The organism is Microbispora sp. NPDC088329 (genome assembly GCF_040685655.1).
In the GTDB taxonomy this organism is placed as follows: domain Bacteria; phylum Actinomycetota; class Actinomycetes; order Streptosporangiales; family Streptosporangiaceae; genus Microbispora.
Map to the genome: position 1 here is coordinate 210,794 of NZ_JBFBIP010000005.1, position 25,663 is coordinate 236,456.

General features: G+C 71.6%; 23 protein-coding genes and 1 pseudogene. 6 read left to right on the top strand and 18 right to left on the bottom strand.

The window, feature by feature from the left end; genetic code table 11:
- Nucleotides 1–165 precede the first annotated feature (165 nt).
- Both AB0O28_RS13090 and AB0O28_RS13095 read right to left on the bottom strand, forming a co-directional pair.
- Nucleotides 166–1,563, bottom strand: a complete 1,398-nt coding sequence (locus AB0O28_RS13090; RefSeq protein WP_363639837.1) for a hypothetical protein — start codon at nt 1,561–1,563, stop codon at nt 166–168.
- A gap of 251 nt (nt 1,564–1,814) precedes the next feature.
- Nucleotides 1,815–3,581 carry a biotin carboxylase N-terminal domain-containing protein gene (locus AB0O28_RS13095; protein ID WP_363639522.1) on the bottom strand — a complete coding sequence of 589 codons (1,767 nt, stop codon included), beginning with the start codon at nt 3,579–3,581 and terminating at the stop codon, nt 1,815–1,817.
- A 250-nt stretch (nt 3,582–3,831) separates the two neighbouring features.
- On the opposite strand from AB0O28_RS13095, the gene AB0O28_RS13100 reads away from it, so the two are divergent.
- Complete coding sequence (locus AB0O28_RS13100) at nt 3,832–4,947, top strand: S8 family serine peptidase (RefSeq protein ID WP_363639524.1); 1,116 nt, start codon at nt 3,832–3,834, stop codon at nt 4,945–4,947.
- Between the two features lie 117 nt (nt 4,948–5,064).
- Nucleotides 5,065–7,293 carry a serine/threonine-protein kinase gene (locus AB0O28_RS13105; RefSeq protein WP_363639526.1) on the top strand — a complete coding sequence of 743 codons (2,229 nt, stop codon included), beginning with the start codon at nt 5,065–5,067 and terminating at the stop codon, nt 7,291–7,293.
- A gap of 182 nt (nt 7,294–7,475) precedes the next feature.
- On the opposite strand, the gene AB0O28_RS13110 is transcribed toward AB0O28_RS13105, so the two are convergent.
- Complete coding sequence (locus AB0O28_RS13110; RefSeq protein ID WP_363639528.1) at nt 7,476–7,844, bottom strand: VOC family protein; 369 nt, start codon at nt 7,842–7,844, stop codon at nt 7,476–7,478.
- A gap of 84 nt (nt 7,845–7,928) precedes the next feature.
- Nucleotides 7,929–8,702 carry an oxidoreductase gene (locus AB0O28_RS13115; RefSeq protein WP_363639530.1) on the bottom strand — a complete coding sequence of 258 codons (774 nt, stop codon included), beginning with the start codon at nt 8,700–8,702 and terminating at the stop codon, nt 7,929–7,931.
- Between the two features lie 21 nt (nt 8,703–8,723).
- On the opposite strand from AB0O28_RS13115, the gene AB0O28_RS13120 reads away from it, so the two are divergent.
- A complete protein-coding gene (locus AB0O28_RS13120; RefSeq protein WP_363639532.1) occupies nt 8,724–9,359 on the top strand; it encodes a helix-turn-helix domain-containing protein in 636 nt (211 codons plus the stop codon).
- Between the two features lie 179 nt (nt 9,360–9,538).
- On the opposite strand, the gene AB0O28_RS13125 is transcribed toward AB0O28_RS13120, so the two are convergent.
- Nucleotides 9,539–10,438, bottom strand: a complete 900-nt coding sequence (locus AB0O28_RS13125) for a helix-turn-helix transcriptional regulator (protein WP_363639534.1) — start codon at nt 10,436–10,438, stop codon at nt 9,539–9,541.
- A gap of 200 nt (nt 10,439–10,638) precedes the next feature.
- On the opposite strand from AB0O28_RS13125, the gene AB0O28_RS13130 reads away from it, so the two are divergent.
- Nucleotides 10,639–11,499, top strand: a complete 861-nt coding sequence (locus tag AB0O28_RS13130; protein WP_363639536.1) for an SDR family NAD(P)-dependent oxidoreductase — start codon at nt 10,639–10,641, stop codon at nt 11,497–11,499.
- Between the two features lie 4 nt (nt 11,500–11,503).
- Here AB0O28_RS13130 and AB0O28_RS13135 read toward each other — a convergent pair whose 3' ends face one another.
- From AB0O28_RS13135 to eccCa, 3 genes are read right to left on the bottom strand one after another with little or no spacing between them, the layout of a single operon-like run.
- Entirely contained in the window at nt 11,504–12,640 is a 1,137-nt protein-coding gene (locus tag AB0O28_RS13135) for a WXG100 family type VII secretion target (RefSeq protein WP_363639538.1), read from the bottom strand.
- Nucleotides 12,637–12,942: a hypothetical protein gene (locus AB0O28_RS13140; RefSeq protein ID WP_363639540.1), complete on the bottom strand. Its 306-nt coding sequence runs from the start codon at nt 12,940–12,942 to the stop codon at nt 12,637–12,639. Before AB0O28_RS13140 ends, AB0O28_RS13135 begins: the two co-directional genes overlap by 4 nt.
- A gap of 20 nt (nt 12,943–12,962) precedes the next feature.
- Nucleotides 12,963–16,943 (bottom strand): type VII secretion protein EccCa, encoded by a 3,981-nt coding sequence (gene eccCa / locus AB0O28_RS13145; RefSeq protein WP_363639542.1) that lies wholly within the window; start codon nt 16,941–16,943, stop codon nt 12,963–12,965.
- A gap of 73 nt (nt 16,944–17,016) precedes the next feature.
- On the opposite strand from eccCa, the gene eccD reads away from it, so the two are divergent.
- Nucleotides 17,017–18,582: a type VII secretion integral membrane protein EccD gene (gene eccD, locus AB0O28_RS13150; protein WP_363639544.1), complete on the top strand. Its 1,566-nt coding sequence runs from the start codon at nt 17,017–17,019 to the stop codon at nt 18,580–18,582.
- A gap of 77 nt (nt 18,583–18,659) precedes the next feature.
- On the opposite strand, the gene AB0O28_RS13155 is transcribed toward eccD, so the two are convergent.
- Nucleotides 18,660–19,439: an SGNH/GDSL hydrolase family protein gene (locus tag AB0O28_RS13155; protein WP_363639546.1), complete on the bottom strand. Its 780-nt coding sequence runs from the start codon at nt 19,437–19,439 to the stop codon at nt 18,660–18,662.
- Nucleotides 19,426–20,067: a PadR family transcriptional regulator gene (locus tag AB0O28_RS13160; RefSeq protein ID WP_363639548.1), complete on the bottom strand. Its 642-nt coding sequence runs from the start codon at nt 20,065–20,067 to the stop codon at nt 19,426–19,428. The genes AB0O28_RS13155 and AB0O28_RS13160 overlap by 14 nt, the downstream gene beginning before the upstream one ends.
- A gap of 248 nt (nt 20,068–20,315) precedes the next feature.
- Between AB0O28_RS13160 and AB0O28_RS13165 the strand changes: the two genes are divergently transcribed.
- Nucleotides 20,316–20,750 carry an SRPBCC family protein gene (locus AB0O28_RS13165; protein ID WP_363639550.1) on the top strand — a complete coding sequence of 145 codons (435 nt, stop codon included), beginning with the start codon at nt 20,316–20,318 and terminating at the stop codon, nt 20,748–20,750.
- Between the two features lie 29 nt (nt 20,751–20,779).
- On the opposite strand, the pseudogene AB0O28_RS13170 reads toward AB0O28_RS13165, so the two are convergent.
- The 8 genes and pseudogenes from AB0O28_RS13170 to AB0O28_RS13205 form a co-directional block, all read right to left on the bottom strand.
- Nucleotides 20,780–20,926 (bottom strand): annotated as a pseudogene (locus AB0O28_RS13170) (transposase); the annotation flags it as partial.
- Nucleotides 20,927–21,100: 174 nt separating this feature from the next.
- Nucleotides 21,101–21,511: a MerR family transcriptional regulator gene (locus AB0O28_RS13175; RefSeq protein ID WP_363639552.1), complete on the bottom strand. Its 411-nt coding sequence runs from the start codon at nt 21,509–21,511 to the stop codon at nt 21,101–21,103.
- A gap of 9 nt (nt 21,512–21,520) precedes the next feature.
- Entirely contained in the window at nt 21,521–22,297 is a 777-nt protein-coding gene (locus AB0O28_RS13180) for an SDR family oxidoreductase (protein ID WP_363639554.1), read from the bottom strand.
- 145 nt (nt 22,298–22,442) lie between these two features.
- A complete protein-coding gene (locus tag AB0O28_RS13185; RefSeq protein WP_363639557.1) occupies nt 22,443–22,979 on the bottom strand; it encodes a transposase in 537 nt (178 codons plus the stop codon).
- 127 nt (nt 22,980–23,106) lie between these two features.
- Entirely contained in the window at nt 23,107–23,577 is a 471-nt protein-coding gene (gene cynS, locus AB0O28_RS13190; protein ID WP_363639559.1) for a cyanase, read from the bottom strand.
- Nucleotides 23,578–24,022: 445 nt separating this feature from the next.
- Complete coding sequence (locus AB0O28_RS13195) at nt 24,023–24,400, bottom strand: YbaB/EbfC family nucleoid-associated protein (RefSeq protein WP_363639839.1); 378 nt, start codon at nt 24,398–24,400, stop codon at nt 24,023–24,025.
- An 11-nt stretch (nt 24,401–24,411) separates the two neighbouring features.
- Entirely contained in the window at nt 24,412–24,789 is a 378-nt protein-coding gene (locus AB0O28_RS13200) for a YbaB/EbfC family nucleoid-associated protein (RefSeq protein ID WP_363639561.1), read from the bottom strand.
- Entirely contained in the window at nt 24,786–25,658 is an 873-nt protein-coding gene (locus AB0O28_RS13205; RefSeq protein ID WP_363639563.1) for a hypothetical protein, read from the bottom strand. Before AB0O28_RS13205 ends, AB0O28_RS13200 begins: the two co-directional genes overlap by 4 nt.
- Nucleotides 25,659–25,663: the final 5 nt, after the last annotated feature.

The window sequence follows — 25,663 nt, forward strand, 5'->3', positions numbered from 1 at the left end:
GCACTCACCGGCGTGGCCGGGCACCGTCATTTTCGACAAATGCGGGGAGGCCGAAGCGATCCTTGGAGGACGAACGCGCCGGAACCCTGGGCCCGCCTCCGGACATGAGCAAGGGGGCGGCCCTTCGCGGGTCCGCCCCCTTGCCGTTGCCGAAGCGCTCAGGCGTTACCAGTCGCCGCCGCCGAAGTCCCCTCCGCCGAAGTCGCTGCCGCCGCCCCAGTCGCCGCCTCCGCCGCCGCCGAAGTCTCCGCCGCCGAAGCCGCCGCCCCAGTCGCCGCCACCGCCGGCGTCAACGCCCGCGGCGTAACCGGAGTCGTATCCGGCGCCGTAGCCGCCGTGGCCCCAGCCGCCGAACGCGTTGCCGAGCATGGTGCCGACGAGCATGCCGGTCAGCAGGTCGCCGCCGCCGAAGCCGCCGTAGTAGCCGTACGCGTAGGGCTGGTAGGCGGGACCGGCGTCCCAGTAGGGCCTGCGGTGGCCGTCCACCATGACCTCGCGCATCTGCGGGTCGAAGCCGCGCTCCACCGCCTCGGCGTCCGCCGCGCAGGCGGGGACGTCGCGCACCGCGCCGCCGGGCGGCGCCCAGCGGACGTTGCGGACCGACGGGCCGTGCTGCGGGTTGAAGAAGCACGGGGGCAGCCGCTCGGGCAGCGGCTGGTTGTTCACGCGCGCCTTGACGCAGGCCAGCGCGTAGCGGCCGTCCTCCAGGGTGGAGGTCACCGTGCGCAGGTCCTCGGGGCGCTTGATCGCGTCGAGTTCGACCTTGGCCCGCTCGTAGGAGTCGAGGGCCCGCTGCCAGTCGCCCGTCGTCTCGGCCTGCGGGAGCATCTTGACGTCCACGTCGAGCGCGGTGATCTCCTCACCGAACTTGGTGACGTCCTCTTCGACCGTCTGCTTGACGGCGGCGAGCTCGGCGGCCTCGCGCTCCTCGCGCTTGCGCTTGTTGCGGCGTCCGATGATCCACAAACCGGCACCTCCCACAACCGCGATGCCCAGAATGCCGACAAGCACTCCTGAACCGCCACCGCCGCCGACCGTGCTGCCCTTGGCGCGGGCGCCGTTGACGTCGCCCTCGCGCACCAGGTTCACCCGGTTGATGAAGTCCTTCATGCCGGTGACCACGTCGCCGTTGGCGCTGGTGGACAGCCGGGTCAGCGTTCCGGCCGCGTTCCTGGGCAGCTCGGTCGACCCCGCGAACAGGCTGTTGCCGTCGAGGAGGGCCACGGTCGCGCTCGACCGGCCGGCCTTGTCGAGCTCGGACAGCAGCTGCGGGATGTAGGTGCTCACCTGGCTCGTGCTCACGGTGCCGTCGGGCATGGCGACCACGTAAATCTTGGACTTCGAGTCCTCGAGCGCCTGGCGGATCTCGCTCTGCTGGCTCGACGACAGCGGGGATCCGCTCATGACGAACAGCGGGTCTTTGGCGTTCTTCCACGACGACAGGACCGTGGTCGGGTCCGGGGGAGCCGCCGCCATCGCGGCCGGTGCGAGCGCGAGGACAGTGATGAGCCCGGCGAGCAGCGCCGCCAGGGCGGCCCCCACCCGGCCGAGCGGTGTCTTCATGGTCACGGCTTCAAGCCTCCTTCGCCCTACTGGACGAACGGCAGGGCGCGATGGTTCCTCCACAGAAAACTATCGTTCCGCATTCGGGACGCGGCATGCGCCTTTCCGGCCCCCAAGGACGGGACGTGCTCCTTCGTACCGGACCGTGGAAACGGGGCCGGGCCCTGCGGTGACAGCGGGGAGATCCGGGGTGCGAGGTGCGAGAGCCGGCCGATGTGACACCGGCACGGCCGCCGCCCGGAACGTCCTGCTCAGGCGTCCTTGATCTCGCAGAGGACGGCGCCGGCGGTGACCGTCTGGCCGACGGCGGCCGCGAGCCCGGTGACCGTCCCGGCCTTGTGGGCGGTCAGCGGCTGCTCCATCTTCATCGCCTCCAGGACGACGATCGTGTCTCCCGGCTCGACGGTGTCCCCGTCGCCGACCACGATCTTCACGATCGTGCCCTGCATCGGGCTCACGAGGGAGTCGCCGCTCGCCGCGGTCTTCTTGGCGCCGCCCCCGCCGGACCGCCGGGGCGCCGCCTTCCTGGCCGGGGCGGTGCCGCCGGTCGCGCCCACTCCCGACGAGCCCAGGCCCGCGGGCAGGACCACCTCCAGGCGCTTGCCGCCGACCTCGACCGTGATCCGCTCGCGCTCGGCGGGCCCGGCCGCCTCCACGGCCCCCTCGTACGGCGGGATGTCGTTGACGAACTCAGTCTCGATCCACCGGGTGTGGACGGCGAACGGCTCGCCGGTGAAGGCGGGATCGTCGACCACGGCCCGGTGGAACGGCAGCACGGTCGGCATGCCGCCGATCTCGTACTCGGCCAGGGCCCGGCGCGACCGCTCCAGGGCCTGCTCGCGGGTGGCGCCGGTCACGATCAGCTTGGCCACGAGCGAGTCGAACGCCTGCGGCACGCTCATGCCGGTCTCGTAGCCGCCGTCCAGCCGTACGCCGGGGCCGGACGGGACGCGCATCGACGTGATCGTCCCCGGCGCCGGAAGGAAGCCCCGGCCCGGATCTTCGGCGTTGATGCGGAACTCGATGGAGTGGCCGCGCAGCACGGGGTCGTCGTAGCCCAGGGCCTCGCCGTCGGCGATGCGGAACATCTCGCGGACCAGGTCGACGCCCGCGACCTCCTCGCTGACCGGATGCTCGACCTGCAGCCGGGTGTTGACCTCCAGGAAGGAGATCGTGCCGTCCTGGCCGACGAGGAACTCGCAGGTGCCGGCGCCGACGTAGCCCGCCTCGCGCAGGATCGCCTTGGAGGAGGAGTACAGCAGCTCCAGCTGCTCCTCGGTGAGGAACGGGGCGGGCGCCTCCTCGACGAGCTTCTGGTGACGACGCTGGAGGGAGCAGTCGCGGGTGCTGACGACGACGACGTTGCCGTGCCGGTCGGCCAGGCACTGGGTCTCGACGTGGCGCGGCCGGTCGAGGTAGCGCTCGACGAAGCACTCCCCGCGTCCGAAGGCGGTGACGGCCTCGCGCACCGCCGACTCGTACAGGTCGGGGATCTCCTCCATCGTGCGGGCCACCTTGAGCCCACGTCCGCCGCCACCGAACGCCGCCTTGATCGCGATCGGCAGGCCGTGCCCGGCGGCGAAGGCGACGACCTCGTCCACCCCGGAGACCGGGTCGGGGGTGCCGGCCACGAGCGGGGCGCCCACGCGCTGCGCGATGTGCCGGGCCTGGACCTTGTCGCCGAGCGCGGTGATCGCCGAGGGCGGCGGGCCGATCCAGATCAGACCGGCGTCGAGCACGGCCTGGGCGAAGCCGGCGTTCTCGGCGAGGAAGCCGTAGCCGGGGTGGACGGCGTCCGCGCCCGTCTTCTTCGCCACCGCGAGGATCTTGTCGATGTCGAGGTAGGTCTCGGCCGGGCTCTGCCCGCCGAGCGCGTGCGCCTCGTCGGCCACCCGCACGTGCAGCGCGTCCAGGTCCTGGTCCGCGTAGACCGCGACACTGGTCATCCCGGCGTCCCCGCAGGCCCGGGCGATTCGCACGGCGATCTCACCGCGGTTGGCGATCAGGACCTTGTGCACCGTGTCCATCCTTCCCTCGGGCCTCTGGTTAGGAGCCTTTGGATTTTATGCACCTGCGGGCGCCGGACGGCGTCGCCCCCCTCACCGGGCGGGACCGCTGCCGCGCCTTGTCCACGCGGCTTTACCGGTATGCCGGTTTTCCCCGGCGTCGCCGGTCAGGATCGACCGGTTAGGCTGATCACTCATGCGGGGACCCGGTTTTCTGGCGAGCGTGCCGGCTCTCGGGATGGCTCTGCTTCTCGTGGCACCGATGCTTCTCGTGGCATCGGCGCCGCCCGCGCAGGCGCATGCCGCGCCGGTGCGATGCGCGCCGCGCAAGGGCAGCATGCAGGTGGCCGAGCCGTGGGCGCAGCGGAGGCTCGACCCGAAGCGGGTGTGGCCGCTCACCACGGGTGAGGGGGTCACGGTCGCGATCATCGACAGTGGGGTGGATCTGACACACCCGCAGATCCACGTGGCCAAGGCGGTGGACTACACCGGCACGGGACACCGCGACTGCGTCGGGCACGGCACGGCGGGCGCCGGGATCATCGCCGCCCGGTATCTGAAGGGCGTCCCCTTCCACGGGGTCGCGCCCGGCGTGCGGCTGATCTCGCTCAAGCAGACGAACGAGGAGAACGGCGACGTGGACACGCTGGCCAGGGCCATCGTGGATGCCGCCGACTACGGCGCCGACGTGATCAACGTGTCGATCCAGGCCCAGGACACTCCCAAGCTCCGGGAGGCCGTGGCGTACGCGCTCGGCAAGGACGCGGTGATCGTGGCGGCGGCGGGCAACACGACCGCGGACGACGGCACCCCGGAGGCCGCCTACCCCGCCGCGTACCCGGGAGTGCTGGCCGTTGGGTCGGCGGCCCCCGACGGCAGGCGTGCCGACTTCTCCAACACGGCCACGCCCGTCGCGGTGCTGGGGCCGGGCCAGGACATCACCTCCACGTGGCCCGGACGGTCGTACAGGAACGGGCTCGAAGGCACCAGCTTCGCCGCCCCGTACGTCGCGGGGGTGGCGGCGCTGGTGCGTGCCCGCCATCCGGAGCTGAACCAGGAGCGGGTGCGGTGGCGCATCGTCGCCACGGCGGACGGCGGCGTGGGGACGGGCACCGGCGCCGGGATGGTGAACCCGCTGCTCGCCGTCACCGCCATCCTGCCGCTCGAGGTCGCCGACGCACCGGTCATCGCGCCGCCGGCCCCGGCCCCGCTGTCGCCGGACGCGGTGAGCAGGGCTGCTCCGGTGGACCGGAAGGCGATCGACCTGGCGCTCACGATCGCGGCGGCGGCGCTGTGCGGTGTGGGTCTGATCGTGGCCGTGCGGATGTTCGTCCCGATGGGCCGGCGCAGGGGCTGGCGCCCCGGCCGCGAGGGTTGACACGTCAGATTTGAGTAATTGACCCCCAAATGTTTTGGTCTGCCGGAAACTGCTGCTTTGTGCTGTGGGCTCTTGGTTGAATGATCCCGATCAGGTCGCTTTCCAGAAAGGACTGAGATGCACCCTTTACGGCCGGGTGATCCCGAGCAGATCGGCGAGTACGCCATCCTGGGACGGCTGGACGAGGGGCCCCGCGGCGACGTCTATGTCGGCAAGGAGACCGGCGACGACGCCCCTGTGCGGGTGATCAAACTCTTGGCCGCCGAGCCGGGGTCGGGGCAGGCCGTCCTCGACCGGCTCACCGTGGCCACACGTGTGTCCAGCTCATATGTCGCCCGCACGATCGCGGCGGGCCTGCTCGGTGATCGGCCCTACGTCGTCAGGGAACACGTCGAGGGGCGCAGCCTGGCCGCCGTGGTGGCGGCCGGGGGCCCGCTGTCGGGGGAGGCGCTCGAACGGGTCGCGGTGGGCGTGCTCACCGCACTGACCGCCGTGCACCTCGCCGACCTCGCCCATGGCGCGCTCACCCCGCACAACGTCATCGTCACCGACGACGGCGTCAAGCTGACCGACGTCGCCGTCGGAGCGCCCGTGGGCGAGCCGGCGTACCGCGCTCCCGAGCAGATCGGGGGCGGGCGGTACGACGCGTACGCGGACATGTTCGCCTGGGCCGCCACGGTCGTCTTCGCCGCGACCGGGCGGCCGCCGTTCCCGCAGGAGCCGGAGGCGGTGCTGAACGCGCAGCCCGACCTCGACGGCCTGGAGGAGCGGCTGCGCCAGGTCGTGCTGCCCGCGCTGGCCAAGGAGCCGGGGCGGCGCCCGACCGCCTACACCGCCATGCTGCAACTGCTCAGCGGCGGTGCCGCCACGGCACAACCGGCAGTGGCGCAGCCGGCGAGCCCGGGTGCGGGGACGGGTGCGGGGCCAGGTGCGGGAACGGCGCAGCCCGTTCCGGCTCCGCAGGCGCCGCAGCCGCCGGTCGGGGGAGCCCTCGTTCCGCCGGCTCCGCAGCAGGTGTGGGGCCCGCCGCCGTCGCCCCGGCAGCCCCAGCCTGCGCCCGCGATGCCGCAGGAGCAGGGGTGGGGGCCACCGCCCGCGCCCCAGCCTCAGCCGGCGTCCGCCGCCTGGCAGCCGCCCGCCATGCCGCAGGAGCCCCAGCAGCAGACGTGGGGGCCGCCGACCGCCCAGGGGCAGGTCGAAAAGGCCGGGCGCAAGCCTTTCCCCGTCGGCCTCGCGGCGGCGGTCGGTGCCGTGGTCCTGCTCTCCGGGGTGGGTCTGTGGGGCGCCGGCCACTACGCGGAGGTCCAGCTCTCGCCGGCGGCCGCGGAGCGCGCCGTGGGCCAGCACGGGGGCGGCGGGCGCGAAGCCGCCAGCGGCGGGAACGAGGGCGGCGGGACCGGAGGCGGCGCGACCGGGGGAGGCGCCACCGGGGGCGGCGGGCAGACCTCGACGGCGGCGCCGCAGGTGACGGTGCCGTGGGCGCTGTCGTCCGACGACCCGGACTCGCCGGTGCAGCCGCTGGTGCTGCCGAGCGAGTGGCCGACGGACGCGCCGGTGACACCGGAGCTCACCTCGATCCCGACCTCGGGCCCGCTCGTGCCGGTGCCGACACAGCCGGTGGTCCCGCCGCCGGCGCAGCCGACCGGCCGGGCCAAGCCGACGGCCCGGGTGACGACCACCGCCACGGTCACCGCGAAGCCCAGCCCGGCGCCGACGGAGCCGTCGCCCGAAGCCCCGGCCACGCGGTCGCCGAGTCCTGAGGCGACCCAGACTCAGGAGCGGGTGCCGAGCCCGGAGCCCAGCGTGCCAGCCCGGCCGAGCTGGGCCGAGACGGCACCGCCCACTCCGGAGCCGACGACGGCGGCACCCAAGCCCACCACCCCGGCACCCAAGCCCACCACCCCGGCACCCAAGCCCACCACCCCGGCACCCAAGCCGAGCACGGCGGCGCCGAAGCCGAGCACGGCGGCACCCAAGCCGACGACTCCGGCACCCAGGCCGACGACCGCGGCGCCGCCGGCCAAGAACCCCTACAACGCGGCCCAAATCTGCGGGTCGGGCTTCTACGTGCAGCGCAGCAGCGCCATGGCGGGTGGCACCGCCTACCAGCTCTACAACGCGAGCACGGGGGAGAACTGCGCCGTCACCGTCAAGACGGCCGACGTCGGCAAGGCGACACCCGTCTCCGCGACCTTGGAGGTCCAGGGCGGCGGGAGCAGGACCGACAGCGGTAACTACGAGTACTACGCCGGCCCGGTGAAGCTGCAGGCCAAGGGCAAGTGCGTCAGGTTCTCCGGCAGCGTCGGCTCCGGCGGCGCCAGCGCCGGCTGGGCCAACTGCGGCTGACAGGCTCACGCGAAGGCCGGACCGGCAGGTCCGGACTCACGAGAAGGCCGGGCGGGCACCCGCCCGGCCTTTCGTCTGCGCTCCGCCTGAGATCCAGCCGCTGTCCGGGGCGTCGAGGACGACGGTCACGAGACCCGGCACCGCGAGTGGCGAGTGCCGGTGCCGGAGGCGGTCATGCCGTCTCACCCGGCGCGAAGACAGAAGGGGTGTCCGGCGGGGCTGGCGTAGACACGGGAGCCTGTGGCCGGTGAAACGGCATCATCGCTTTCGGGGCTGAGACGACGGGCCCCGGCGGAGACCGCCAGACGGTCCGCGGCCGCCAGATCGTCGACAGCCAGATCGACGTGCATCTGCTGTGAACGGCCGCCGGGCCACTGCGGTGGAAGATGCTCTGGAGCCAGCTGGATCACGAACGCCGGAAACCCGTCGATCCGGAGAAAATGATGGTTCCGCGTCCGGGTGACGGTGCCGCCCAGCAACCGCTGCCAGAAGGCGCTCTCGGGCTCCAGCTCGGCAGCCTCCAAGAGCACCGCACTCAGGGTGAATTTCATGACTTCCTCACTTCGGGATTCGTGGTCGTACGAGGGGCGGGTGAGCCCCGAGGACTGCCGGCGGTGATCGGTCACCTCCACCGGTCACACCGCCGGGATGATGCCTCCGTCGACCCGGAACTCCGCACCGGTGAGCCACTTCGCGCGCGGTGAGGCGAGGAAGGCGATCATCTCCGCGACGTCCTCGGGCTCGCCCGGCCGCCCCATCGGCACGTTCAGGTGGTCCACGATCTGCTGTTTGACCTCCTCCAACCCGGTGCCCTGGCTGTCCGCGATTCGCTGCAGGTGCTCCGTCGACCCCTCCGTGACGACGAAACCCGGCAGGACGCACACCACGCGCACGCCGTGCTTGCCCACGTCGGTGGCCAACTCACGGCTGTAGACGTTGAGCGCCGCCTTCGCCGCCGCGTACGGCGCCTCGGACGGCTGCGGCATCCGGCTGGCGATCGACGAGACATGCACGACCACGCCGGAGCCCCGCTCCACCATCCCCGGCACGAGCACCCGGTCCAGGCGCACCGCGCTGAGCAGATTCATGTCGAGTTCGGAGCGCCAGGATTCGTCGGAACGCCGCAGCGTCGGCGCCGCGCCGGTCGTCGCGCCCGCGTTGTTGACCAGCACATCCACCCCGCCGACAGCGTCGATAACTCGTCGGCCGAGCACCGCCACGCCCTGCTCGGTCGCGAGATCCGCGGGGATGAACGTCGCCGGGAAGCCTTCCGGGGGCGCGCTGCGTGAGGCGGTCAGCACCTGCGCGCCGGCGTCGGCGAAACGGCGCGCGGTGGCCGCCCCCAGGCCGCGGCTTCCGCCGGTGACCAGCACGCGCAAGCCGCGCAGACCCTCTTCTGGTACTGCCATGACCGCTGCTCCTTCAGTAAGGTGAACCGGACTCCGGAAACTATACTGAACCCGGTTCACCTTAAGGAGCACCTGTTGTCATCGTCACGACCGCTGCGCGCCGACGCCCGGCGCAACCGGGACGCCCTCCTCGCCGCGGCACGCGACGCGTTCCTCGCCGGCGAGGCCGAGGCGCACATCGAGGACATCGCCCGACGGGCCGGCGTCGCTGTCGGCACGCTGTACCGCCACTTCGAAACGCGTGAGGCCCTTGTCGAGGAGGTCTACCGGCAAGAGGTCGCCGAACTGTGCGCCGCGCCACCGGCACTCCTGGAACAGCACGCCCCGGACGAGGCCCTGCGGCGATTCCTGCTCCTGCTCGTGGAGCATGCCGCGATCGGAAAAGGAATGGCCGCCGCGCTTGCGAGCATCATGGCGACGGACTCGCCGGTCTTCGTCGACGCGCGCGCACAGATGGCCGCCTGTCTCGACCGCTTGCTCGCCGCAGGCTCCGGGGCAGGCACGATCCGTGCCGACGTCGACGGCAAGACTCTCCTGCGCGCTATGGGAGGCGTCTGCAACCTGCGCGCCACGGAAGGCTGGCGTGAGGACGCCGAACGGATAACCGCACTCCTCTTCGACGGCCTGCGATGCCGCGCCGACATCACGAGGGCCTGACGTGCTCGGGTTCCGTGAAGTCGGCGTGGTTCGGCACCGGCCCCGAAGCCTTCGACGCTCACTCACCTCGCCCCGGGCGATCAGCGTCGCGGCGACTGCTTCCAGGTCGGGTTCGTCGCTTTTCCGCGATCGCTACGGGGACCCCTGGGGCTCGTCGAAAGGGGTGAGCCCGGGAATCGTCATACTCGCCGGCCGTCTTCGCGCCGGTCGCGGGGGGAGACGGCATCGCCGCCGGGGCCGGGGAGGGTCCAGCTCGCGAGAAGGTCCAGGGCGCGTTCGGAGGACGAGCCGGGTTCGGCGGTGTAGACGAAGAGCGTCGTGTCGGGGTCTCCCGGCAGGCAGAGCGTCTCGTAATCGACGGTCAGTTCACCCACGAGAGGGTGACGCAGCCGCTTGGAGCCGTGGGTGCGCTGGTGGACGCGGTGCTGGTCCCACCAGTGGGCGAACTCGCGGCTGTGCTCGCGCAGATCGGCGATGAGGGCGGCGGTGGCCTGGTCGTCCGGGTCGCGGCCGGCGTCGAGCCGCAGGTTCTCGACCGCGGCCCGTGCCTGGACCTCCCAGTCGGCGAACAGCGATCGGGCGGCGTCGTCGAGGAACATCCACCGCGCGTAGTTGCGGTGCCGGGGCGGCAGCCGTTCGAAGTCGGTGAACAGTGCTTTGGCCATCTGGTTGGCGGCGAGCACGTCGGTGCGGCGGCCGAGGACGAGGGCGGGCTCGCCGTCGAGCGCGTCGATGAGCTGGTAGAGCCCGGGACGCACACGCTGGACGCCGCGGGCGCGTCGCCGTACGGGTGTCGCGGTGATGCCGATGAGGTCGTGCAGGTGCGCGCGTCCGGCGTCGTCGAGCCCGAGGGCACGGCCGACGGCTTCGACGACGGCCGGTGAGGGCATGATGCGGCGGCCCTGTTCGAGGCGGGCGTAGTAGTCGGTCGAGACTCCGGCCAGGAGGGCGACCTCCTCGCGGCGCAGGCCCGGGACCCGCCGTACGCGACCGTCCGGGGGCAGGCCGGCCCGTGACGGATCGACCTGGCTCCGGGCGCGTCTCAGGAAGTCAGCGAGTTCATGGTTGGTCTCGGCCATGAGACCCAGTCTCCCCTCACCCGTTCGGTCCTGACTGGCCCTGTGCGTCCTAGGTTGCCCGGTACGCGGTCGCGCAGGGCGTGATATGGGCCTCCACCGCGATTCGTGCTGAACCAGGCTGGTGTCGTGCCGGTCGCGGGGGGCGGCCCCGCCGGCGCTACCGCCCACAACCGACAAGCAGAGCATTCGAGAGGACGACCATGAGCTTCCCGACAGATCGACCCGCCGTCTGGTTCGTGACCGGCACCTCCCGCGGGCTGGGCCTCGAACTGGTCAAGCAGGTGCTGGCGCGCGGCGACCGCGTCGCCGCCACGACCCGATCGTCCGAGCGGCTGCTCGCCGCGCTCGGCGACGAGATCGACACGTCGCGACTTCTCCCGCTGACCGTCGACCTGCGTGACGAGGCGGCGGTGAGGCGGGCCGTCCAGGAGACCGCCGAGCGCTGGGGAGGCCTGGACGTCGTCGTCAACAACGCGGGCTACGGCTTCCTGGCGGCGGTGGAGGAGACCGGCGACCGTGAGGTCCGCGACATGCTCGACGTCCAGGTCGTGGGCGTGTGGAACGTGCTGCGCGCCGTTCTGCCCATCCTCCGCGAGCAACGCGGCGGCCACATCGTCAACGTGTCCTCGATCCTGGGTCTGACCGCCGTCCCGGGCTGGGCCCTCTACTGCGCCGGGAAGTTCGCGCTGGAGGGGCTGAGCGAGGCCCTCGCCGCCGAGGTGGCGGACTTCGGCGTCACGGTCACCATCGTCGAGCCCGGCTACTTCCGGACCGACTTCCTCACCGAGCACTCGCTCGCCCTGCCCGCCGAGACGACCGCGCACTACCCGGCCATCCGTGCGATGACCTCCGACCACCTCAAGCTCCAGGGCAGCCAGCTCGGCGACCCGGTCAGGGGCGCCGGCGCCATCATCGGCCGGGTCCTGGCCGGGGAGGGCCCGCTGCGGCAGCTGCTCGGCTCCGACGCCCACTCCTACGCCGTGGCCAAGGTCGAGGCCCTGCGGGCGAACGTCGAGGCCACTGCGATCAGCGCGTCCGCCACCGACTTTCCCGCCGCCTGAGCGATCAGTACCCCTCGTATCCGGTGCCGGTCTTCGTGCCCACCACACCGGGTACCGCCGACACCGAGCCGTAGCGCGCGACGGCGTAGCGGACGCCCGCGATGATGTTGTCCACCGGGTTCCAGATGTCCTTGTGCCCCGGTAGGGACCAGCGGTCGAACGTGGGATCGATGGTCTGCATCAATCCCTTCGAGGGGGTTCCGGCTTCCGCGTTCGAGTCCCAGTTGTTGATCGCGTGCGGGTTGCCGCCCGACTCGTGCCGGATGATCAGCCAGATGTCGTCCCGGTTCATCTTCTCGGCGGGGTAGCCGTGCGCCGTGAGGATCTCGATGGCCTGGTCGATCCACTCCTTGACCCGGCCCGTGGGCGCGGGCCCGCCGCCGGCAGGCGGCGGGCCGCTGGGGCCATACCCGCCGAAGCCGCCGCTCCCGCCCTCGCCGGCGTAGCCGCTCATGCCGCTCAGGCTCGTCCGGCCGTACGAGGCGTACGTCGGGTGCGCCGCGTCACGGGGGGTCCCGGTGTAGCCGGGGGTGCGCTGCCAGTCGACGGTGTGCCCATGACGGGGCACGAAGTCCTGTTTGCCGGGATCTGGGATCTTGGCGAAGGTGAGCGCGCCGTCACGGTAGTCATCGCCCAGACGGGAGCCCAGCGTCTTCGCGGCGTCGCCGACGGCTGTGGTCACCTGCTCCAGGTGCGGCCGGGCGTCCTCGACGCCCCTGGAGACGATGGCCCGCAATCCGTTTTCCAGCTCCTTGTCCGTGGCGTCCTTGTTCCTACCGCGGTAGGCCGCCGCCTCCGCGACCACGTCGGCGCAGATGCCGTCGATCTTCGACTTGGCGCTCTCCAGCGCGGTCGCGACCTTCTCCAGCGCGCCCGCGCACGCGACCAGGGCGTCGTGGAGGCCGTCCGCCGCCTTGCCATACCTGTTCATGTAGCCCACGAAGGCGTCGGCCGAGCGGCCCTGCCACGCGGCGTCCACGGTGCGCACGGCCCGGCCCACGCCGCCCGCGTAGTCCTGCGCGTCGCCGGCCGCGCCGCGCCACTTCCCGGCGATGTCGCGGATCTCGCCGGGATCGCCGTGCACCTTCTCCGCCATGGCGGCCAGCTCGCCGCCACCCGGCAGCTCGGAGAGGTTGCTCATGCCTGCATCGAGGTGGACGTGGCCTTGTGGGCCGTTCTGACGTTGTCCTGGACGGTCTCCAGCGCCCGCTCGACGCCTTTCAGCTTGTTCCTCGCGTCGGCCGTCTCCGCGGTCAGCGCGGCGTAGGCCGTGCCGACGGCCTCCGCCAGCGCCGCCGCGCCGTCCACGTGCCCGAAGGCGGCCGCCGGGGTGCCGGGCGTCTCCGGCAGGCCGCCGTGCAGGCTCTCGTACTGGCCCCAGGCCTTGCTCACCGCCGTACGGCAGCTTTCGAGCGCCTGGAAATGGATGTCGAAACCGGCCACGTACCGCTCCTTTCCGCCCGTCACTCACTGTCCGGAGAAGGCAGGAACGCGGTCTGGGCGAGCCGCGCGCCGAACCTCCTGTCGACGTGGTAGCCCCGGCCGGGCGGCAGCGGATGCGCCCGGACATTGCCGAACAGGTAGCCCTCGTCCTTGTTGCCGGACAGGATGACGGCGGGGCTGGCCATGTCTTTCAGCTTCTGGATGACGGGGTCGTACATGGCCCGGCCCGCGCCGCCCATCTGGCGCGACAGGACCAGGTGCAGCCCGATGTCCCGGGCCTGCGGCAGCAGGTCCACCAGGGGCAGCAGCGGATTGGACGAGGTGGCGACCAGGTCGTAGTCGTCCACGACGATGTAGACGTCGGAGCCCTGCCACCAGCTCCTGTCCCGCAGTTGCTCGGGCGTGAGGTCCGCGGGCGGCAGCCGCTTGAGCAGGGCGCCGCGCACATTGTTGATCAGCTCCTGGGCGGCGGTGCTCGACGCCGCGTAGCCGATGCGGTGGGCGGTCGCGGCCGAGTCGAGCAGCGACCTGCGGTAGTCCACGACGATCATCATGGCCTCGTGCGGCTGCCGCCTGGCCACCAGCCCCTCGGCGACGAGCCGCAGCAGGTTCGACTTGCCGCTCTCGGTGTCGCCGAGGACGACGAAGTGCGGGTCGGCGTCGAAGTCGAGCAGCACGGTCGAGAGCGTCGCCTCGTCGATGCCGATGGGGATCTTCGGCCCCGTCTCCTCGGGGCCGGGCAGCGAGGCCGCGGGCAGCACCGGCGGCAGCAGCCGGATCGCCGGCGCGGGCGGTCCCTGCCAGGCGTCCCTGACCGCGTGCACCAGCCCGCGCACGCCCGCGGCGAGGTCCTCGGAGCTCTGCACGCCGTCGATCCGCGGCAGCGCGGACAGGAAGTGCAGCCCCTCCTTGGTGAGGCCGCGTCCCGGCACACCCTCGGGGACCGCCAGCGACGCCTTCCTGTTGACCTCGGACTCGTACGCGTCGCCGAGCTTGAGCTCGACCCTGGTGCCGAACAGGTCGCGGATGCTCGCCCGGAACTCCGACCACTTGTTGGTGGCCGCCACCACGTGGATGCCGTATCCGAGACCCCGGGCGGCGATGTCGGTGATGACGGGTTCGAGCGACTCGAACTCCTGCCTGAGCGTCAGCCAGCCGTCCACCACCAGGAACACGTCGCCCCAGCCGTCGCCGTCGCGGCCGGACTCGGCTCGCATCCGCCGGTAGGCCGCGACCGACTCGATGTCGTGCTCGGCGAAGTCCGCCTCGCGCCGCTCCAGGATCGTGGAGATCTCGGCGACCGTACGTCGGACGCGGTCGGCGTCGAGGCGGCTCGCGACGCCGCCCACGTGCGGCAGCGCCTCCAGCGAGGCCAGCGAGCCGCCGCCGAAGTCGAGGCAGTAGAACTGCACCTCACGCGGCGTGTGCATCAGGGCCATGCTCGTGATCAGTGTCCGCAGCACCGTGCTCTTGCCGCTCTGTGTGCCGCCCGCGACGCCGACGTGGCCCGCGCCTCCGGACAGGTCCAGCCAGTAGGGGTCGCGGCGCTGCTCGAACGGCCGGTCGACGATGCCGGCGACCGCGTGGAGCATGCCCCGGCCACCCCAGCCGGCGGTGGTCAGGCCGTGTTCGGGCGTGACGGACAGCGGCGGCAGCAGGTGGGCCAGCGTCGGCGACTCGGCCAGCGGGGGCAGCCAGATCCGGTGCGCGGGCGGGCCGTGACCGGCGAGCCGGCCGACCACGACGTCGAGCAGGCTCTGCCGCGGCCCGCCGGGCTCCTCGGCGGGCGCGAGATCCCCGGACGGCTCGGTGACCTCCACGGGGGCGAAGGCGGTGCCGTACTCCACCACATCCCGTACGGGCCGCCCCGCCTCGCCGGGCGCGGACCGCGCGGGGTCGGCGTGGTGGGGGCCGGACACGTACGCGGCCTTGAACCGGGTCATCCCCGTGGTCTCGAACTTCAGGTAGCCGTTGCCCGGCGCGGGCGGCAGCTCGTAGGCGTCGGCGACACCGAGCACGACCCGGCTCTCCATCGCCGAGAACGTGCGCAGGCCGATCCGATAGGACAGGTGGGTGTCGAGGCCGCGCAGCCGGCCCTCCTCCAGGCGCTGGGAGGCCAGCAGGAGGTGCACGCCGAGCGAGCGGCCGAGCCGTCCGATCATCACGAACAGCTCGATGAACTCCGGCTTGGCGGTGAGCAGCTCGCTGAACTCGTCGATCACGACGAACAGGGTCGGCATCGGCTTGAGGTCCGCGCCCTGCTCCCTGGCCCGCTCGTAGTCGCGCAGCGAGGCGTAGTTGCCCGCGGCGCGCAGCAACTCCTGACGGCGCACCATCTCGCCGTGCAGCGCGTCGTGCATGCGGTCGACGAGCGGCAGCTCGTCCTCCAGGTTGGTGATGACCGCCGACACGTGGGAGAGGGACTCCAGGCCGAGGAACGTGGCGCCGCCCTTGAAGTCCACCAGCACGAAGTTGAGGATCTCGGAGGAGTGCGTGATGGCCAGGCCGAGCACCAGGGTGCGCAGCAGCTCGCTCTTGCCGGAGCCGGTCGCCCCGATGACCAGGCCGTGCGGCCCCATGCCGCCCTGCGCCGACTCCTTGATGTCGAGCTCGACGACCCGCCCGTCCGCGCCCAGGCCGATCGGCACCCGCAGCCGGTTGCGTCCCGCGCGCGGCTGCCAGATCACCGACGGAGCCAGGTGGGCGGGGTCGCCCACGCCGAGCAGGTCGGTGAGCGAGGTGTTGACGCCGAGCACGTCCTGCGCCTCGCCCTGGGGTCCGGCCGAGGCGCGCAGCGGCGCGAGCTGCCGGGCCAGCCCCTCCGCCTGCGGATAGCCGAGGCGGTCGGGGTCGCCGAGCCGGTTGGCCGATCGCCGTCCGGCGTGGTCGATCTTCACCATGTGGAAGCCGTCGGGCCGGACGTCCAGCCGGAGCGTGATCGCCTCGGGGGCCGGCCCGGTCACGCCGGACAGGTCGATCACGGTCACGCCCTGGATGGCGTCGGAGCCGAGCTGGCTGTCGTGCGGCACGTGCCCGCCGTCCACGATCACCACGTGGTACGGCAGGGCGTCGGCGGAGGCGCCGGGGCGGAACCTGGCCCGCTCCCTGAGCTCCTCCCCGACCAGCGCGTCGAGGTGGGCGAGGTTCTCCGCCATCAGCCTGACCTGGCCCGCGGCGTCGGTCTGGTCGGGATGCAGGGCGTGCGGCAGCCACTTGACCCACTCCCAGTGCGGCATCCACTCCTTGCTCGCGCAGATCATGATCCGCATGTCGTCGGGGGAGTGGAAGACGACGAGCTGCGCGATCAGCGCCCGCACCAGCTCGCGTACCGCCGTGGGGTCGCCGGTGAGGTGGATGCGGGCGAAGGAGTGCAGGGCGACCGCGACGGGCAGCCCCGGCACCGTGGCGTGCGCCCGGACGAACCGGCGCAGCGCGCCCGCCGACAGCGCGTCGAGGTCCTCCACCGGTTTGGTGTCCGGCGGGACGAGCTGGATGGCCAGCTTCTGCACGCCGGTGCCGAGCCGTACGGTCGCGAAGTCGTCGTCGCGCGGCCTGCGCTCCCACAGGCGCGGTCCCATCGCGATCCACCAGAGCGAGTCGGGCGGCGGCCCGCTCCACTCCAAGGACTCCCGCTGCTGCACGGCCGCCCTGCGGACCTTCCCGCGGATCTGCGACAGGTAGCGGAAGTAGTCGCGGCGCAGCCCGTTGAGGCGGTTCCTGCGCTCGCCGGCGTTGCGCCCGAGCTGGCCCACGCTCATGCCGACCATGGAGACGGCGAACAGCCCGCTGGCCACGTACATCAGGGGGTTGCCCGTGCCGCCCGCGGTGAACATCAGCGCCATCGCGGCGCCGCCGGCCAGCATCGGCACGTACGTGAGCATGGACATCAGGCCCTGCGGCTGGACCTCGGGAATCTCCGGCGGTGATTCCAGGAGGATCTCGCCACGGGGCGGTTTGGGACCCGGGCGGCGCTCCGGGCGCGATACGACGACAATGCTCATCTGACTGACTTTTTTACCAGGTTTGCCGATATTTTCGGGCTGTCAGAGAGATCTTCGGGAGAGGATTCCCGCTGTGTCATCGCCGGCCCCCCTTCCCGTGCCGCAGGGCCAGATCCCGCAGGGTGCGGTCCAGCAGGGGCAGTCCCAGCAGGGCCCGGTCCCGCAGGGCCAGTTCCAGCAGGGGCAGTTTCAGCGCGGCCATATTCACCACGGCCATCAGCAGGGCGCGATCCAGCAGGGTGCGTTGCCGCAGGTGACCGCGCCGTTGCCGCCCCTGTGTCACGTCACCGTGGTCGCCCCGCGCAGGAAGGCGGACCTCGCGCTGCCGTCGGACATCCCGCTGCCGCACGTCCTGCCCGGACTGCTCCGGGCGGTCGGCGAGGTGGGAGGCGACGCGGCCGCGGCCCCCGGCTGGGTGCTCCAGCGTCTCGGCGGACCGCCGCTCGACCCCGCCCAGAGCCTGGGCGCGCTGGGCGTCCTGGACGGGGAGGTCCTCTACCTGCGCCCGCGCGACGCGGTGCTGCCGCCGGCGGTGTACGACGACGTGGCCGACGTGGTCGCCACCGGCACCAGGGAAGGCGGCGGCAGGTGGGAGCCGCGGCACACGCGGCTGCTCGGCATGGGGGTGGCCGCCGCGCTGCTCGCGCTCGGCGCCGTCGTCCTCGCGCTGGCGGCGGCCCCGCCGCGGCTCACGGCCGGGGTGGCGGGCGCCGTGGCGGTGCTCCTGGTCGCCGCCGGGGCCGTGGTGTCCAGGGCCGTCGGGCAGCCCACCGCGGGCGCCCTCATCGGCTACGCGGCACTGCCGCACGCCTTCCTCGCCGGGCTCTTCACCCCCGGCGACCCCGGGGCCGTGCTGGTCCTCGGCGCGCCGAACCTGCTGGCCGCGCTCGCGTACACCGCGCTGGCGGCGACCGTCGGCGGTGTGCTGATCGCGGACGGGGTGGCCGGTTTCCTCGGCGTCGCGGTCGCGTCCGTCGCGGGGGCCGTGGGCGCCGCGTGCGTGATGGTGTTCGGAGGGCCGGGGGCCGGGGCGGCGGCCGTGGTCGCGACGGCGTTGCTGGCGCTGAGCCCGCTCATCCCCACGCTGTCGTTCAGGATGGCCAGGGTGCCGCTGCCGCCGCTGCCCACCAGCGCCGAGGAACTGCGCGGCGACAACCAGCGGATCGACGGCCCGCTGGTGCTCCAGCGGACCGCGCAGGCCCACCGGTACGCCACGGGAATGGTCATCGCGATCGCGCTCGCCGGTGTCGCGGCGGAGCTGCTGCTCGTCGCTCAGGGCGGCTGGGTCGCCCGTGCGACGGCGGCGACGCTGGCCCTGGCGCTGGCGATGCGGGCGAGGGTCTTCGCGGGGGTCGCCCAGCGGCTCTGGATGGTCCTCACGGCCGTGGCCGGGGCCGTCGCGCTGGCGTTCGCGCTGGGCACGGGCGCCGGCGCGGTCGCCGAGGTGGCCGTGACGATCGGGGTGCTGTGGACGGCGCTGCTCGTGCTCGGCCTCGGTCTCTGGCTGCCCGCGGGCAAGCCCTCGCCGTTCTGGGGACGGGCGGCCGACATCCTCGACGCCCTGCTGGTCGTCGCACTGGTCCCGCTCACACTGGGCGTGCTCGACCTGTACGCCTGGGTGCGCGGCCTGTCCGGCTGACCCCTCGAATCACGGGACGGGGTCTCCCGAATGTGCCGGCACCGAGGTGCTGATCGCCGGTGACCTTCCGCCGGAGGTCACGCGGCCGGCCGTACGGGCAGCAGCGCGGGGCGCTTGGCGGCACGACCGTCGCCGGACGACCTGCCGAGGAGGCGCCGCACCAGCCACGGGCCGAGGAACGTGCCCGCCCACCGCAGCTCGGCGCCCAGAATCCGCCACCCGGCCGGATCCACCGGGGGATGCAGGGGCACCGTCCAGCCGTCGTCGCTGCCGGGCAGCCCGAGGGCGTGGGCCACGGCCGCGGCGATGCGCTCGTGGCCGAGCGGACTCGCATGCAGCCGGTCGGCGCTCCACAGCCGGGGGTCGGTGCAGACGGCATGAGGCGCCGTCTCGGCGACCACGACGCCGTGCCGTGCCGCCGCGGCCCGGATGCGGTCGTTGAGTTCGAACACCCGTGACCGGAGCGGCCGGGCGATCGGCGCGATCTTCCCGACGTCCGGGAACGTGAGGGTCGCGACGCGGGCCCCCGCGGCCGTGAGAGCGGCGAACATCGCCTCCAGGTGCCCGGCCACCTCGGCGGCGTCGAAGCGGGGCCTGATCAGGTCGTTGACGCCGGCGACGACGGTGACCAGATGGGGGCGCAGGGCCAGGGCCGGAGCGAGCTGCTCGCCCCGCACCTCCCCGGCGAGCCGCCCGCGCACCGCCAGGTTGGCGTACGTGACCTCCGGGTCCACGGTCGTGAGCCGCTCGGCGAGCCGGTCGGCCCAGCCCCGCGGGTGGGCGGGGTCGCCGTCGCCGAGCCCTTCGGTCTGGCTGTCGCCGAGGGCGACGTAACGCAGGCATTCATCGCTCGGCATGAGCCACCTCCGGGTTCCGGGGGGCCGGCGCGGTCGCCTCTCGTGTCATGGCCGCGGTTCCTTCGCCCGGCATGGCGGCGCTCCTTTCCCGCAGGATCGCCGCGGTCCGCAGGCACCAGTCGCGGTTGCCCTCCTCGAAGGCCAGACCGCGCAGGCAGGTCAGGTAGGGCCCGACGCGCCCGCCCGTGCGGAGGAACTCCTCCTCGCCCAGGCCGCCGCGCATCTTCCGCAGGATCCGCCGGAACAGATCGATCTTGGCTTCGGCGATGGCGGCCCTCTCTTCGGCCTGCCGGATCAACGGCCCGGCGTCGACGTGGTCGGCCGCCTGCACCTTGACGAGCAGATCGTCGCGGATGAACGACGGCTTCGACGCGGCCGCCGCGAACCGCTCCAGCTCGGCGAGCCCGGCGTCCGTGACGTGGAAGAGGCGCTTGGTGGGCCGGGTCTCCTGGACCACCTGCCGCCCCGCGACCAGCCCTTCCCTCTCCAGCCTGGCCAGCTCGGCGTACAGCTGCTGGGGCAGGGCGTGCCAGAAGTTCGCCACACCGACGTCGAACGCCTTGGCCAGCTGATAGCCGCTGAGCTCCCCGTCGAGCAGTGCCGCGAGGACGGCGTGCCGTAAGGCCATGGAATCGCTCCCTCCGCTCGTTCATAGTCAACAATATGACTAGTCAAGGAATTGAGCATAGGAGATCGTCGCAAACGTCCGGAGAGCGGGTTCGCACCGTGCGGACGGCCTGGCGGGGCCACGGCCGGAGACGTCCGGGAACCGGTGCGGGGCGAGGCGAGGGACCGGTGGTCCCCGGTCGCTAGTGCGGTGACCGCAAACTTTCACCGGGTTCAGTTGTAGCTCGACCAGCCTTCTAGCATTGCCGGGTGATCGAGCTTCAAGAGGACGGGGAGATCGCCTGCCCGGCCGCGCTGGTGTGGGCGATCGTCGCTGACTACGGCCAGGATCCACGCTGGCGGAAGGGCGTCAAGACGATGGCGCCGCGACCCGAAGGCATCGTCCAGGTGGGCACGACCACTGCTGAGGTGATGCGGTTCGCGGGCCGGACCTATCGCAACGGCGGCGAGGTCATCCAGGTGGAGCCGGGTCGTTCGTTTGCATGGCGCACCACCTCGGGGATCGACGCCGAGGGCGGCAGGCTGGTCGAGCCGCTCGGCGAGGAACGGTGCCGCTTCACCTTCCACGTGCGCGTCACCCCGCGCGTGACCTCTGAGAAGTTGCTGGAGCCGGCGCTGAGATCGTTGCTGCGGCGGTCGATCCGCACCGACATTCGCCGATTGGCAGGCCTTTGTGCTTCTTGACCCCGAGGTCACCCGTTGCAGAGCTGCAAGTAGGTCAGCAGCGACGGATCGAAGGCGGTGTCATATAGCCCCAGCCCGCACGCGGCTTTCCATCGCAGATCGCAGCGCAACTCCTGGACGGTGTCGAAGTCTGACAGCCCGTGCAGGGCCTGCAGCACCAGTGCCGCGGCCAGCACTTGATCAGTGATCGGGTGATGGGCTGGCCGGTGGCGCGTTAAGGGCCTGTACGGGGTTCGGATCTTCGGCCGGTACTGCATGCTGCGGATTCACAGGATGGCGCCGCCAGTTGGAGATCGATGAGGTGACGTTCTGGCGGTTGTCGGAGAGGAAGGCTGGATCCACGCCAAGGTCTACTTTCGCACAGGGCGGGTGTAGGCGGGGTGACGAGCGATGGTGCCGAGCTGCTGCGGTGTCGCGCTGCCGGTCAGGGCCTGCACGAGCCGGTCTCGTACGGCGCTCAGCTCGGCGATCCGCTCGTCCAAGACCTCGACTTTTCTGGTCACCGCTTCCACACTGGGTGGACAAGCCGGTCCCAGTGAGACTTCGCCGTCGTCCAGGCAGGGCAGGAAGCCTCGTACGTCCTGGGCGGTGAAGCCGTTCGACAGCAAGAGCTGGATGTTGCGGACCTTGGTCACCGCTCTGCCGTCGTACTGCCGGTACCCGTTGGAGGTCCGTTCCGGCTGCAGCAGACCCTGCTGCTCGTAATACCGTAAGGCCCGGACGGTGACGCCGCTCGCTCGCGCCAGCTCCCCGATCAGCACTGTCCCAGCTTATGCCTTTTGCCCCGCCGCCACGGAGAGGCCGCCGTCGACGCGAATCACCGTGCCGGTGAGGTACGCGGCCTCGGGGCGCGCCACGTTCACGATCCACCAGGCAATCTCACCGGGCTGGGCGATGCGGCCGAGCGGGATGCGCTCAATGAGTCCCTCGCCTGCGGCGGCGATCTGCTCTTGGGTGAACCCGGCGTGGGCCAGCACGGGTGTGGCGGTAATGCCGGGCGCCACAGACACGACACGCACACCCTTGGGTGCGAGCTCCACGGCCCAGGTGGCCGTCAGGAAGTCGAGAGCGACCTTGGTTGAGCCGTAGACCGAGTTGTCCGGCCAGCCGCCCCAGGGCGGATTAGAGGACACGTTCACGATCGTCCCCCTCACCGAGGCCAGATGCGGCAGGGTGGCCTGGGCCAGGAAGATGGGGGCGAGAAGATTAGTGGCGATCTGGTCTTCGGCGGTACGGCGATCGATCGTCCCGAGCGCGGCGGGCCGAGTGATCGCCGCATTGTTGACCAGGACATCAATTCGGCCCAGTCGCTGCATCGCCGCCTCGACAATCCGCTCGGGCCCATCGGCTGCTGCGCCGTCGGCGGCGAAAGCGCTGATCGAGGAGTATGCGGCAGCGGTCTCCTCCAGTCGCGCAGCGGTGCGACCGACGATGAGCACCTGCGCGCCCTCGGCGGCGAACTGGTGAGCCGTGGCTCGGCCGATCCCTGTGCCAGCTCCGGTGATGACCACACCTCTGCCTGCCAAGCTGCCCGAGATGCCGCTCATGGGTGTCCTCTCGTCGTAGGTGAGTGAACGTGAAGCTAAAGGTTGACCTGGGCGTCAAGGTCAAACGCGAAGCTCCATCCTGAGGATCTGAACGTCTCCCGCCCACCTAAGATCCGTAAACTAGGCCTGTACGGACTTCAGATCCTCAGAGCGGTTGAAGGCTTCGGATCCACAAGATGGCTCCGCGTAGATGAAGGCCGGCGAGGTAGCTGTCGGGAGTCTTGTCGAAGCGGAAGGCCAGCCCTCGCCACTCCTTGATCCGATTGATTGCGTCGTCGCCGCTCTGCGGCTTTTGCCCCTTTTCCTGCTTGACGATTTCCTCCAGCACCTGCACCAGTTCGGGATCGAGACTCATTCCGGCGGCGTGCTGGTGGGCCCGAGCCGTCGTGGAATCCACGCTGACCAGGTCGAGATCGGCCTGCCCTCGAGCCGCGGCCTCATCGATCATCGCCTGCATCAACTGCTCGAAGGTTCCCGTTGTCGCCCATAACCGGAACCGGTCGTAGACGGTGGACCATGGCCCGTACTCGGCAGGCAGGTCCCGCCACGGGCTGCCCGTACGAAACCGCCACATCGCCGCGTTGAACTGCCGCCGCAGATCCGGGATCGGGCCTCGCTCCCCCAGGGGCAGGCAAGGCCCGATCAAGGACCATTCCGCATCGGTGAGATCTCCGCGCGCCATGGCGATGGCCTATCAGGGCCTCCAACCGCAGCGCAGGCGAATCCCTCTGATCTCAACTCCGTACAGGCTCTTAGGACTTACTCGTCTAGGGCCGGTCTCACCGCCTCCGGCGGGCTCGCCGGTCCGGTCAGAAGGGCTTGAGAGGCAGGTACTTGCCGTCGAAGGTGATGACGGCGCGCTCGCCACCCTCCGGGTCGGGGACCTTCTTCACGTCGAGCTTGAAGTTGATCGCGCTGATGATGCCGTCCCCGAACTGCTCATGGACGAGGGCCTTCAGAGTGGTGCCGTAGACCTGGACGATCTCGTAGAAGCGGTAGATCGTCGGGTCCGTGGGGACGGCACCGCCGAGTGAGCCGCGGGTCGGAATGGTCTGCAGCAGCATCACGGCGTCGTCGCCCAGACCGAGCAGGTCGGCGACCGCCTTGGCCGCGGCCTCGGGCAGAGCGTGCTGACCCAGTACGGCGGCGGTGACGAAGACGACCGACAGGCCGGCGGCGTCGGCGATCTGCTGCCACGTCAGGTCCTTGCGGGTCTTGGCCTCCACAGCGGCAAGGGCCAGAGCCTCACGCGCGGCGGGGTCGAACTGGGCATGTGGCATGAGAGTGCTTCCTTCCTGTCGGGTCGTGTCCGCCGGTCCCGAGCCCCGCCCGCTCGCCGGAAACAGCGGGCTCCGGTGCACCGCGCCATGCACCGGGCCGATGCACCGGGCCGATCACGGGCGCCGGACGGCTGGAAGACGTCTCGCTGAGGACGCGCGACTCCCTGGACGACGTCCTGCATCGCCATCCCTTCGGCTGGGGCCGCTTTCCTTGACCGGCGTGATCCACTATGCGTCAGATGCGTCGGTAGTCCAAGGTGAACTCGTCATGATTTCTCTCGATGCGGAGGGCCCGGCGGGTCCACGGACGTCGCGAGCGTGGATTCAGGTGAATGCGTCGCAAGGCCGAGGAGGAGCCCATGGCGGCGGAGCCCTGGGCGACGACGAGAACGCGGAGAGGCGCCGCCTGGGCCGCGCAGCAGGGCCGTGATCTGGCGAATACGACCTAGGCCCGATCGGCGTTCTCGGGCGAGGCTCGCTCGTCGAAGTCGCGGCGGGCGTCTCTGAGGAGGCCGGCCACGTGGGGCACGCCCGCGGCCTCCAGTCCGCCGCGCAGCAGGTCCTCCTTCGCCGCCTCCGCGGCCGTCTCGGCCCGCCGTACGGCCTTCAGGACGGCCTCGGCGAGCGCGCGGCTGTCGAGCCTGCGCATGCTGAGCGGGTGGATGTCGACGGCGCGAAGCGTGCCGGCGGCGTCGACGGTCGCCGTGATCCGGCCCTCGTCGGATCTGCCGGCGTACTCCCGCGTGCTCCACTCGGTCGCGAGCTCGTCCATGAGGGCGGCCGCGGCCGTCAGCCGCTCCATGCGCGCCCGGAGCTCGCGCATCTCGTCCACGGTCACTCCTCCCGCAGCAGGGCCTGGACGTATGGGGCGAGCGGGTCGCCGTGCGGGGGTGATCCGGCGAACTCCTCCATGGCTTTCGCCAGCCGCTCGCCCGTCTCGCCCCGCGCGGCGCCGATCGCGCCCACGATCGCGGCGGACATCGCGCCGTGGTCGAGGTCGCGCATCGCGCGCGGGTCGATGGTCAGCCCGAGCAGGCGGCCGGCCCCGGAGACCCTGGCCACCACCGCACCCGTGGCGTCGGCTCCCTCGACCACCTCTTCGTCCAACCCGCGGAGCAGGTCGGCGAGCGCGCCGACCCGGCCCTGGACCTCCCGCACCAGGCCGGCGACGTCGCCTTCCCCGCCGTCGTTGAACGCGGCCGTGTTCTTCACTGGGATTCCTTGCTCGCCGGCTGCCAGTAGTCGAGGACGTGCGCGCGGTCCGCCACGTCGGGGGTGAGCGTGAGATCCCGGCGGCCCCGCGCTGGGTCGCCCTGCTCGAAGAAGGCGGCCCGCAGGTCGTTGAGCTTCTGCTCGACCTTGTTGAGGTCGCCCTCGGAGGCCATGGAGATGTCGGCGAACTGCTTGACGAGATTGCCCAGCGCGCTGACGAACACGCCTGCCTGCGATATCAGCGCCACCCGCCCGGCCGGGTGCGCGCTCATCGCCGCCAGCGTACGAAGGATCGGCGCCGAGGCGGTGTAGAGGCCGAACACCGACAGGTCGTACTCCAGGACCTCCTTGAACTGGCTGTGCATCGCGCCGCTCATCTCGCCGGTGACCCCGTGGAGCTTCTCGTACAGGACCGTGGTGTTGAAGCGGACCCGCCGTCCGAGCAGGTCCGCCGCGTGGCCCTGCCAGTTGGGGCCGACGTCCTGGAAGTAGGAGAACCAGATGTCGGACCTGCCGCTCTCCAACCGGCCTCCCATCTCCTTCCAGTGCTCCCGCCGGTCGTAGTAGAGGAAGGGGTTGCCGAGGTTCAGCGTGGCCGCCACGTCGAGGGCGAGGGCCGCGATCCCCAGCCCGGACATGGCCATCGCGCTGCGCGTCTGCTGCCGCAGCGGGTTCAATCCCTTGACCAGGTTCTTGAAGAAGCCGGGATCGGTGCGGGTGGCGACGGAGGCGGGGGCCGCGTCGGCCGGTGCCACGGGGACGGTTCGCCGGACGTTGCCGCTCGAGTCCGTGATGTAGAGCTCTTTGGGACCCGAGGTGGGCTGTCCGGGAACGAAAAGCTTGCCCGGCTCACTTGGCGGGGTCGACATGCGGG

Coding starts and splice junctions, on each gene's coding strand:
- AB0O28_RS13105 (WP_363639526.1), top strand. CDS start 5,065: ATGCACCCTTTACGGCCGGGTGATCCCGAGCAGATCGGCGAGTACGCC.
- eccCa (WP_363639542.1), bottom strand. CDS start 16,943: ATGAGCATTGTCGTCGTATCGCGCCCGGAGCGCCGCCCGGGTCCCAAA.
- AB0O28_RS13115 (WP_363639530.1), bottom strand. CDS start 8,702: ATGGCAGTACCAGAAGAGGGTCTGCGCGGCTTGCGCGTGCTGGTCACC.
- AB0O28_RS13100 (WP_363639524.1), top strand. CDS start 3,832: ATGCTTCTCGTGGCATCGGCGCCGCCCGCGCAGGCGCATGCCGCGCCG.
- AB0O28_RS13205 (WP_363639563.1), bottom strand. CDS start 25,658: ATGTCGACCCCGCCAAGTGAGCCGGGCAAGCTTTTCGTTCCCGGACAG.
- AB0O28_RS13125 (WP_363639534.1), bottom strand. CDS start 10,438: ATGGCCGAGACCAACCATGAACTCGCTGACTTCCTGAGACGCGCCCGG.
- AB0O28_RS13195 (WP_363639839.1), bottom strand. CDS start 24,400: ATGCGCGAGCTCCGGGCGCGCATGGAGCGGCTGACGGCCGCGGCCGCC.
- AB0O28_RS13110 (WP_363639528.1), bottom strand. CDS start 7,844: ATGAAATTCACCCTGAGTGCGGTGCTCTTGGAGGCTGCCGAGCTGGAG.
- AB0O28_RS13185 (WP_363639557.1), bottom strand. CDS start 22,979: ATGGCGCGCGGAGATCTCACCGATGCGGAATGGTCCTTGATCGGGCCT.
- AB0O28_RS13160 (WP_363639548.1), bottom strand. CDS start 20,067: ATGGCCTTACGGCACGCCGTCCTCGCGGCACTGCTCGACGGGGAGCTC.
- AB0O28_RS13090 (WP_363639837.1), bottom strand. CDS start 1,563: ATGAAGACACCGCTCGGCCGGGTGGGGGCCGCCCTGGCGGCGCTGCTC.
- AB0O28_RS13135 (WP_363639538.1), bottom strand. CDS start 12,640: ATGAGCAACCTCTCCGAGCTGCCGGGTGGCGGCGAGCTGGCCGCCATG.
- AB0O28_RS13155 (WP_363639546.1), bottom strand. CDS start 19,439: ATGCCGAGCGATGAATGCCTGCGTTACGTCGCCCTCGGCGACAGCCAG.
- AB0O28_RS13180 (WP_363639554.1), bottom strand. CDS start 22,297: ATGAGCGGCATCTCGGGCAGCTTGGCAGGCAGAGGTGTGGTCATCACC.
- cynS (WP_363639559.1), bottom strand. CDS start 23,577: ATGCCACATGCCCAGTTCGACCCCGCCGCGCGTGAGGCTCTGGCCCTT.
- AB0O28_RS13130 (WP_363639536.1), top strand. CDS start 10,639: ATGAGCTTCCCGACAGATCGACCCGCCGTCTGGTTCGTGACCGGCACC.